The 10,809-nt window shown below is 36.7% G+C and carries 6 protein-coding genes; 5 read left to right on the forward strand and 1 reads right to left on the reverse strand.

All coding sequences use genetic code 11. The annotated features are described in order from the left end of the window. The first annotated feature begins 165 nt into the window (after positions 1-165). Together alaS and ABWU73_RS01450 are read left to right on the forward strand one after the other, a co-directional pair. Positions 166-2,835, forward strand: a complete 2,670-nt coding sequence (gene alaS, locus ABWU73_RS01445; RefSeq protein WP_264329643.1) for an alanine--tRNA ligase — start codon at positions 166-168, stop codon at positions 2,833-2,835. A gap of 186 nt (positions 2,836-3,021) precedes the next feature. Further along, on the forward strand, positions 3,022-3,165 hold the full coding sequence (locus tag ABWU73_RS01450; RefSeq protein WP_153801319.1) for a hypothetical protein: 144 nt from the start codon (positions 3,022-3,024) through the stop codon (positions 3,163-3,165). Positions 3,166-3,896: 731 nt separating this feature from the next. Here ABWU73_RS01450 and ABWU73_RS01460 read toward each other — a convergent pair. Then, positions 3,897-5,432, reverse strand: a complete 1,536-nt coding sequence (locus tag ABWU73_RS01460) for a lysine--tRNA ligase (RefSeq protein WP_010082403.1) — start codon at positions 5,430-5,432, stop codon at positions 3,897-3,899. Between the two features lie 108 nt (positions 5,433-5,540). On the opposite strand from ABWU73_RS01460, the gene ABWU73_RS01465 reads away from it, so the two are divergent. From ABWU73_RS01465 to ABWU73_RS01475, 3 genes are read left to right on the forward strand one after another with little or no spacing between them, the layout of a single operon-like run. Beyond that, positions 5,541-5,837, forward strand: coding sequence for a type IV secretion system protein VirB3 (locus tag ABWU73_RS01465; RefSeq protein WP_007548615.1), 297 nt, complete (start codon positions 5,541-5,543; stop codon positions 5,835-5,837). Positions 5,838-5,846: 9 nt separating this feature from the next. After that, complete coding sequence (locus ABWU73_RS01470; protein ID WP_010962886.1) at positions 5,847-8,252, forward strand: VirB4 family type IV secretion/conjugal transfer ATPase; 2,406 nt, start codon at positions 5,847-5,849, stop codon at positions 8,250-8,252. Next, positions 8,245-10,809, forward strand: a complete 2,565-nt coding sequence (locus tag ABWU73_RS01475; RefSeq protein ID WP_213863603.1) for a type IV secretion system protein — start codon at positions 8,245-8,247, stop codon at positions 10,807-10,809. Before ABWU73_RS01470 ends, ABWU73_RS01475 begins: the two co-directional genes overlap by 8 nt.

Genomic DNA, 10,809 nt, shown 5'->3' on the forward strand with positions numbered 1-10,809 from the left:
TCCAATTTCCACATATAAAACACAGATATGAGGTAAATTTATCGTGAATATATTGATTTTTTCTTACCACAAGGTGCATGTCACTAGAAGTTCTGAGATCTAGAGAGTGGTATTGATTTTATTTCCATTACAACTTATTATTTATAGATAACCTCAATAAAAACGATGAAGCTAAACGAAATCAGAGAAAGATTTATAAAATTTTTTGTAAATAATGACCACGAGCAGGTTTCTTCTTCTCCTTTGATTCCAGAACATGACCCAACGCTCATGTTCACAAATGCTGGTATGGTGCAGTTTAAAAATATTTTTACTGGTGCTCAAAAAACTGAAATGAAACGTGCTGTCTCAAGTCAAAAGTGCCTAAGAGCAGGCGGTAAACACAATGATCTGGAAAATGTTGGCTATACAACTCGGCATCACACATTTTTTGAAATGCTCGGAAATTTTAGCTTCGGTGATTACTTTAAGGAAACTGCGATAGAATTTGCGTGGGAATTTATCACTAAAGAGTTATCTCTTGATAAAAACAGACTATCCATAACCGTCTACCATACTGATGATGAGGCGTACGAGATTTGGCGTAAGATAAGTGGCTTTTCAAGTGATAAAATCATAAGAATTACAACGGATGATAACTTTTGGAGTATGGGAAGCACTGGTCCGTGCGGTCCATGTTCTGAAATTTTTTATGACCATGGGAGTCCTAATTTACAAGAGGGCGATAGAATTGTTGAAATCTGGAATCTGGTATTCATGGAGTTTAACAAAGATGAAGAAGGTAATTTACACAAATTGCCAAAAAAATGCATCGATACTGGAATGGGCCTTGAAAGAATAGCGGCTGTTATGCAAAACGTCCATGATAACTATGATATTGATCTATTTTCTGCTCTGATAAGTAAATCACAAGAGTACTGTGGAAGAACGGAAAATAAAATAGCGCATAAGATCATAGCAGATCATCTTCGCGCGGCTGCATTTCTCATCGCAGAAGGAGTGCTTCCTGGAAATGAGGGCAGGAATTACGTATTACGCAGATTAATTAGGAGAGCCACACGTTATATTCACCTGCTTGGATATAATGATTCCCTACTCCATCGTATTTTTCCAGTGTTGATAGATAGCACGAGTTCGGCTTATATGGGAGCTGAATTAGTCAGAGCTAAAAGCTTAATAGAAACGACGTTAAAATCAGAGGAAGAAAACTTTAAAGACACTTTGATGAAAGGTATCAATCTCCTGGAGAAATTCACTACAGATTTAAAATCGGGCGATACTTTGCCTGGAGAATCAGCGTTTAAGCTATATGACACCTACGGATTTCCTTTGGATATTACACTTGATATTTTAAAAGAGAAAAAAATAAATTTTGACCAGAAGGGTTTTGATGATGCAATGGGAGAACAAAAAGAGAGAGCACGTGCTAAATGGGCTGGATCTGGTGAAAAATCTGTTGAGCAAGTATGGTTTGATTTGATCAATAAATTTGGCAAAACAAAATTTGTTGGTTATGAGTTCAATGAAGTAAGTGATGCGAAAATACTAGCTATAGTTTCCTCTAAAAATGAAGTAATTGATTCTGCAAAGGAGGGAGAAAAGATAACCATTATACTTGATAAAACACCTTTTTATGGCGAGTCAGGTGGACAAGTGGGAGATACTGGAAGTTTTATTGTCATCTCAGTTGGGCCAGCGTCACGCGCTGGAATGACACAAGACCTAGGTGTAATCACAGTGGAAAATACCAATAAGGTTAATGACCTATGTTTGCACAGATGCATAGTTAAATTCGGTTCAATTTGTAAAGGTGACACAGTTACAGCAAGCATAGATAAGGAAAGAAGGCAAACCTTAAGGAGAAATCATTCAGCTACACATCTTCTGCACTTTACACTCAGAAAAATTCTAGGTGATCATGTCACTCAAAAAGGTTCCCTAGTTGCACCGGATAAGTTACGATTTGACTTTAGTCATAACACTCAAGTTACTCAGGATCAGCTATTCTTAGTAGAAGATATGGTAAACTCTCTAATCAGAGAAAACCTTTCCACGTCTACAAAAATTCAGAGCATGAATCAGGCAATAGACGAAGGAGCTATGGCGTTATTCGGCGAAAAATATAGCGATCAAGTAAGAGTAGTGAACATTGGAGATTCAAAAGAGCTATGTGGTGGCACGCACGTTGAACATACTGGAGAAATCAGTTTATTTAAGATAGTAACAGAAAGTTCTGTTGCTTTTGGAGTGAGGAGAATTGAAGCTTTAACTGGTCAGGAAGCAATCAATTATGTACGTGATAATGAAATTAACTTAAAAAAAGTTGCAGAATTCGTAAAAGCGCCAGTGAGTGAAATAACAAGCAGGTTAAGTATTTTAAGTCAAGAACACAAAAAATCCGAAACCAAAATAAAAAACCTATATAAAAAGCTTGTGAGTGCAGAGAATATAAAAAGCACCGAAATAAATGGAATAAATTTTATAAGCCACACTTTCACTGATATTCCAGCAAATGTAATAAGAGAGTTTGTTTTGCAGCAACAAAAACCAAAAACGGTAATAGCTTTTACGGCAACAGAAAAAGATAAAACAGTCTTGATTATTAAAGTAAGTAAAGACTTAATCAATAAGATTAGCGCAAAAGAACTAATATCCATAGCAGTTAAAAAGAACTGTGGTGGGAATGCTGAACTTGCACAAACAGGCTGTGATAGCAATAAAATAGATGATGCCATTACAGCCATTTATAGCAAAATAACAGCTTCTAAGCACTCTACGTCATACCACCACGAACCGTCATACCGCCGCGGCGCTAACAAGCAGCGGGATACTTAACCATCGTCTACACCGTCATACCGCGATTCATTCGCGGTATCTCTTAGCCGCTAACAAGAGATCCCGCTAACAAGCAGCGGGATGACGAATTACTATGCCGCCGCGAACCGTCATACCGTTGCAAACCGTCATACCGCGATTCATTCGCGGTATCTCTTAGCATAGATCCCGCTAACAGGTAGCGGGATGACGGTTGTCAGGCTAGCTGTCATCCAAGTAGCTCGACTACTTGGATCCAGGAAAAAGAATGGTGTCATGAAAGTAGCTGACACTGATTCCTTTATGATGGTGTCATCCCAGTGCCCAGACACTGGGATCCAGGAAACTTAATTGCAAGTAATGCATTGGATTTGGTGAGTATGGGTTTTGCGTTATAGAATGAAGCACTTTTGGTGAATTTATAAAGAAAGCTGGATCCCAGTGTCAAGCACTGGGATGACAAGGTATAAACCTTATCGTCATGCCGCCGCGAACCGTCATACCGCGATTCATTCGCGGTATCTCAGCCGCTAACAAGAGATCCCGCTAACAAGTAGCGGGATGACGGTTGTCGTTCAGCCACAAACATTAAGAAATTTACCAAATGAAAAAAAAGGCAAAAGAAGCCCCGTGGTTATTATCCGCTTTAAAATATTGGCGTTTTTTATGTTTTAAACGCTTGACAAGCGAAATTCAGCTGCTTTTAATTGCAACTAACTTACGCTGCAAACGTTTAAGAAATTTACTAAGCAGAAAAAAAGACAAAGAATCCCCGAGTTAGCTAGTCTTTTACTATCTCTGTCGAGTATTGGCATTTTTTGATGTCTTGTAACGCTTTATAAGCGCGTTCAGCTTATTTAGATAAAAATCTAGATGTAGATGAAGTTTTGTAAAGACATACAGTATCTATATACTGCAAAAAATTGAACATAAGACGCCGATACATTAAGTAATCCTTACCTTTTAATCTGCAGATTGGCGAAAGCAAATACAATAGCTTCAGTTTCATGATAAGGGGGCTAGCGGAGTTTGTCAAGGAATTCTTATTAAAACTAAAGAGCTCAAATGAAAGGAGGTAAACTCTAAAGTATACATTTAGTAGCGCTTTCTATGAGAGAAATCGTATTACCTATTCCGTAAAGCTTTATGAAAGATCCCATTCTTGGACCGGTTTTTTGGCCAAGTAACGTTTCATATAATAGCTGAAACCAGTCACGTAAGTTGGTGTAATCATATTTTTTTCCAATAGAAAATACCTGAGATTGAATTTCTTCAGCAGTAGCAGTTGTAGATAGAGAATGTAAAGTGTCCTTCAAATCTAGTAACGCTGCTTTTTCTTTTTCATTTGGAGTTTTATATGATTTTGTTGGCTTGATAAAATCGTGATAATACTTTACTGCAAAGTCTGAAAGTCTATCAAGCATTTTATTATTTTCTGGTGTAACGTTTGGTGCATAAGAGGATATAAAACCCCATAGGATCTCTTTGTTTTCAGCATTACAAGCTGCTGCTAGGTTTAAAAGTAGTGAGAAATTTATGCCTGAAGTTTCTATACTGGGAACATTGCCCTGGTGAATGTGCCAAGCAGGATTATTTATATCCTTTTCTTTGTTCTCATGATAACGCTTTACAAATTCTAAATATTCATCAGTTGATTTTGGTATCACATCAAAATATAAACGTTTAGCTTTTTTAGGACTCTGAAAAATGTACAATGCTAAGCTCTCTGTTGGTGCGTAAGTTAGCCACTCTTCAATTGAAATGCCATTTCCTTTTGATTTTGATATTTTCTTTCCTTCTTTATCAAGAAAAAGCTCGTAGCAAAACAGAAGTGGTGGCTTTTCTCCAAGTATTTCACATATTTGACTTGAAAGCACAGCAGATGGAGTTAAATCTTTTCCGTGAGCTTCGTAATTTACTCCAAATGCGGCCCACCTCATTCCCCAATCAGGTTTCCATTGCAGTTTACATTTTCCTTTTGTCACTGGAACTTCTATTTTTTCCCCGTTTGGGTCTTCATATGTGATTGTTCCTTTCTCTGTATTTGTTTCAATTACTGGAACTTGTAAAACTTGAGAAGTTTTTGGGCATATTGGCAAGAATGGACTATAAGTCTGCTGTCTTTCTTCCCGAAATGATGGAAGCATTACGTCCATCACTTTATCATAATTTTTCAGTAAGAGTAAAAGTTTTTCATCGTAAACGCCAGATTTATAACACTCTGTTGCACTCCTGAACTCGTATTCAAATTCAAACATATCAAGAAATTTACACAACAATGAATTCATATGATGACCATAACTCTGATGAGTGCCAAATGGATCAGGTATCATAGTCAATGGTTTATTTAAGTGCTCTCTTAGCATCTCTTGATTTGGCACATTATCTGGTATTTTTCGCAAACCATCCATATCATCTGAAACTGCAATGATTTTGGTTTTTATACCAGGAGCTATTTTTTTTAATGCATTTACAATAACTGTAGTGCGGAAAACCTCTCCAAAGGTTCCTATGTGGGGTAAACCAGAGGGTCCATAACCAGTTTCAAATATTATTTCTTTTTTATTAGGAAACTCTTGCAATATTTTTTCTGCTTCTTGAAATGGCCAATTTGTCATTATCGGGATTAAATAATGTATCTTAACTTAAAGTGCTACTAGTTTCAATGGATTTTTAATATAATGATATAGTATTAGTGTTAGAGCTATTATTAGAAGGTTAAAGATATGTCCACAGGTAGTATACAAACAGATCAATTATTTAAAGGTCTTACAAGACCTGCAATGCTCTTTGGTGTGAGTTATATGTTTGCAATATTAAACGTCCTGATTTGCATGCTAATTTTCATTAATTCAAATGATTTAAGAGTGATTCTCTTAATGTTACCAGGTATACATGGACTTGGTTATATAGCTTCTGCAAAAGAACCGTTGTTTATTGAATTATTTATGGTAAAATTGGGAAAGTGCTCGAAATGTTTAAATCGTTTTTACCATGGAGCCAATTCTTATGATATTGCTTAACGTTGTGTGATGCTGAGGTTTAGGGCTATTCAATCAAAGAATAAATCTACTCTGAACAGGGAAGTTCACGCTGCTGAATTTATTCCTTATTCTTGCTATTGGAATAGCACAACCTTGATGACAAAAGAAAATTGGTTGGTTAAGGTTATAAAATTAAGTGGTTTTGCATTTGAAACTGCCGATGACGAGGATTTAGTCATACAGAACAACATCAGGAATCAGATGCTAAGAAGCATTTCATCTCCGGCATTTAGTTTGTATTTTCATACTATCAGACGTAAGAAAAATATTTTTTCTGATGAATTTGCAAGTCAAGGTTTGCCGAATTTTTTCGCTAATCACGTAAATCTAAAATGGAGAGAAAAACACGCAACAAGGCAATCATTTATTAATGACCTATACATTACGATTATCCGTAGAGCGGACACAAAAGGAGTAGAATTTTTGTCACATCTACTAAAAAAATTCGGACATGTAACTTCAAAACATGCTTGGGAAAGTGATATACGTGCCACGTATGAAGATTTAGAGGAAACGACAAATCGTGTAGTGACAAGCCTTAGAAATTATTCGCCTAAAATTCTTGGAGTAAAAGAAACTCCAGATGGTTTGTTCTGCGAAATAATGGAGTTTCTATCTAGAATCGTAAATTGTGGCTTCGTTACAAATACGCTTTTTCCGCTAAGAACTGAAATATCAAGATACTTACCAGTACATAGGTTATTCTTTGGCCGTAAGATGATACAGGTTGTGACTCATAATGAGAGTAAATATGCTGGAATAATTAGTATCAAAGAATATGGAAATCATACTTCTGCAGGAATGCTTGATTCGTTTTTACAACTTCCTTACGAGTTTATAATTACGCAATCTTTTCAATTTATAAACAGGCAAATGGCGATTGGAAAAATGCAGATACAGCAAAATCGAATGATACAGTCTGCAGATAAAGCTATTTCTCAAATAGCAGAAATTTCTCAAGCGCTTGATGACGCAATGAGTGGTAAGATTGCGTTTGGTCAACATCACCTGACTATTTTATGTATAGAAAAAAGTCCTAAATCATTGGATAACGCTCTGTCGTTGGTAGAATCAGAGCTTTCTAATTGCGGTGTTTACCCTATACGTGAGAGAGTTAACCTTGAACCAGCATTTTGGGCGCAAATTCCTGGTAATTTCGATTATATAGTGAGAAAAGCTACAATAAGTAGTCTTAATTTGGCTGGATTTGCATCTCAACATAATTATCCTACTGGTAATAAATTCAATAACCACTGGGGAGATGCCGTTACAGTTTTTGACACGACATCTGGTACTCCATTTTTTTTCAACTTTCATATAAGGGATGTTGGACACACTATGATAATTGGCCCAACTGGTGCTGGTAAAACTGTTTTAATGAATTTCCTGTGTGCCCAAGCGATGAAGTTTTCTCCAAGGATATTCTTTTTTGATAAAGATCGCGGTGCAGAGATTTTCTTAAGAGCACTTAGTGGTATCTATACTGTAATAGAACCAAGAACTAAAACAAATTTTAATCCTTTACAACTTGATGATACCTCTGATAATAGAACATTTTTAATGGAGTGGATAAAGTCTTTAATTTCGGTATATAATGATAAATTTACTTCAGAAGATATTGCACGAATTAATGATGCAATTGAAGGAAATTTTAAATTAAGAAAAGAAGACAGATTCTTGAGAAACCTCGTACCGTTTTTAGGGCTTGCAGGTCCTGATACTCTAGCTGGGGCAATATCTATGTGGCATGATAATGGTTCTCATGCTGCAATATTTGACAATAAAGAAGATTTGCTAGATTTTTCACGAGCAAGAGTATTTGGTTTTGAGATGGCTAGCTTGCTCAAAGATCCTGTTGCTCTTGGACCGGTCTTGATTTATTTATTTCATAGGATTAGTATATCTCTTGATGGCACTCCATCTATTATCGTTCTTGATGAGGCATGGGCGTTAATAGATAATCCAGTTTTTGCACCCAAGATAAAAGACTGGTTGAAGGTACTGAGAAAACTAAATGCTTTTGTGATTTTTGCTACTCAGAGTGTTGAGGATGCAAGTAAAAGTACTATTAGCGATACGCTTGTACAACAAACAGCGACACAGATTTTTTTACCAAATCTGAAAGCTACTAGTGTCTATCGGGATGTTTTTATGTTAACTGAACGTGAATATATATTAATTAAGCACACAGATCCGAGTACTAGATTCTTTTTGGTGAAACAAGGAGTCAATGCTGTAGTAGCTAGAATAGACTTAAAAGGCCTGGATGATATAATCAACGTATTATCCGGACGTGCAGAAAGTGTTCTATTGTTACACGATATATTAAATGAAGTTGGGGACAACCCAAAAGTATGGTTGCCTATATTTTATCAGAAGGTAAAAAATGTTTAAGACTAAGCTGTCATTGCTATTAATTGCGATATTTTTACTAAATATAGACTTTTTACTCTCATATCCAGTGCTTGCAGATGGAGTAAGTGGTACTGACAAGACAGAATTTGTTAGCAGATTTAATTCCACTGGCAGTTTTAGTCGTGCCTCTAATCCTGATTGTGGAGCGTTTAAAACAGCTGCAGCACTTGCTGGAATAGCGATTGCTGTTGGCGCAATATTTACTGGCATTGTTTTGATCGTTTCTTCTGCTGGTTTGTTTACCGCTCTTGTTATTGTTGGAATGATAGCTGCAATTGTTGGAGTCTGGAAAGCGATAGGAGGGCTTGTTGTTTGTGAACATAGTTTTGTTAAACACCCAGTTGCACGTGATCATGATGGAAAATACAAAAATTTTAAATTAGAAGACACAGGTTATAGTGGCTGCACCAATGAAAATTACCAAACAGAAGAGGAATATTTTTCTTGTTTGCAAAATAAAGCTCGGGAAGACGTGAACAAAAAAGATTATGACGGGAAAAGAGCAGAAAAAGAAGCCTTAAATTCTAACGTTCAGGAGAGTACAGAGAGTTATTACTGGCCAAAAAATGGTGTGCAATACAGTGAATATATAGAAGTATGTCATCGAAACCCTTTAACTTTTGGTAATCTTTTTAATAAGGTAGACTTTAATTCCAGAGGAAAACCTGGATACATAGACTTTGATGTCAGGGAGAAAGACACTGGATACGTAGATGGGTCATGGTCCTCGAAGGTTGATGGTGGTCTGGAATGTAGAGTTCTCAAAGCAGGACAGAGCGAACCCATACATGGAGCTACATTCAAAGCAGTGAGAAAAACGGGCAGATTATGTGTGGAGTTAGCCAGTGTTAGCATGCTTGGTATCGAAATGACTCCTTGGCCGCAAGGGGTTGATATGGGGTGCACGGAATTGCCACCTGACCCACTTGCTCCTATGTGTGAAAAATCTGTGATGATATTCAAAAATAAAGATGGTACAGGAGAGGAAAAAGTTCCTATTGGTAATAATGATGACTATAAAACTATTATCAGATCTAAAGAAAAAAGACTCAACGGACAAGGGGGGAAAATTTTTGTAGGTTATGATAATGCTGGCTGTTTTAGCTCGTATGTTTCTGAAGCTTGTTATAACCAGGCAGGGAGTAAATCATTAGCTCCTATTCCCGTAACTTCTATGATAGTGCAATGCATTAAGGAATCGTTAGATAATTTAGTTGCAGGTAAAGGTGCACCAAATGGTGAGAGTTTTATATCTGTAGCACAGAAAAGGCTGAAAAACACTGTAACTGCTGTTTTAGTTTTAGCTTTAATACTGTTCTCTATAAAAGCCATGTCTGGTGGAGTTCAGAGGCCTCAAGAAATGTATATGTTGATCATAAAATTCGCTTTAGTGATTTACTTCACAACAGGCAGTACCATGTCTCATTATTATGGAGAATTAACTCGTCTCTCAAATGGTTTGTCAGAGATAGTGCTAAAAGCATCATCTGAAAGTAAAGGCATATGTAATTATAAAGCAGGTACAGATTATGAATATACTCGTGCAGGAAAGAGGGTATCTTACAGTTATCTTGCACCTTGGGATAGGCTTGATTGTAGAATTTTATTTTATTTAGGTGCCCCTTTAGATGGAATTGGTGGCAAAATTGGTACTGGAGGTGTTGCAACGTTAGCAGTCTTGCTTGGTGCTGCTCCTGTCTTATTAGTTGCAGGTTCGGTAATCGGTATTATTTTTGCTGGTGGACAAATTTTAGTAGCTCTTGTCTGTATATTTATGGCCGTTCTGATGATGATGGTTATTTTGTGGCTGTGCTATGTATTTATTTTATCTCTAGTTGCTTTAAGTGTAATCATCATTTTATCACCTTTGTTCATTCCTATGGTTTTATTCCAACACACCAAAGGATATTTTGAAGGCTGGGTGAAAGAGTTGATTACCTATAGCTTATACCCGGTTATCCTTTTTGCGTTTTTGTCCTTTATGTTCATAGCATGTGATAAAATCTATTTTAAAAATTTAAATTTTGAACTGGACGAGTCATATAAAAATGAACAACCGGACAAGTCATATGAAAAGAAACAAGCAGAAATCTCATATAGTAAGAAAAAACAGTGGTTTAAATTGAAAGATGGGGAATGTGATAAAAATGAAACTACTCTTGCATGTATGATGCAAAATTATAGCTTTAAAAAGAGCAGCATACTTGGTCTATTCGACTTTACATACATGGAGTTTGGCAGCTCTCTCATCGGAGAATTATTAAAATTGTGTTTAGTATTATTCCTCTTTTACCACTTTTTAAACATTCTTCCTGGCATGGCTGCTGAACTTGCTGGTAACCATAGAGCAGCACTTGGCTCAGGTCAGACACCTGGACAAATGGTGGGCAAAGCTTTATCTGCTGCCAAAGCTGCTGCTGGGGGTGTTGCTGGAGTTGCTGGTGCTGCTGCTAAGAAGTTGAGTGGTGGAGACAAGAGTAAATCTCGAGGTTCTGGTTCTAGTAGCTCCGAGAGTGTTAACAAAAGCACTGAATGA

Origin of the sequence: Wolbachia endosymbiont (group A) of Andrena helvola, assembly GCF_964028415.1 — a bacterium.
In the GTDB taxonomy this organism is placed as follows: Bacteria; Pseudomonadota; Alphaproteobacteria; order Rickettsiales; family Anaplasmataceae; genus Wolbachia; species Wolbachia pipientis.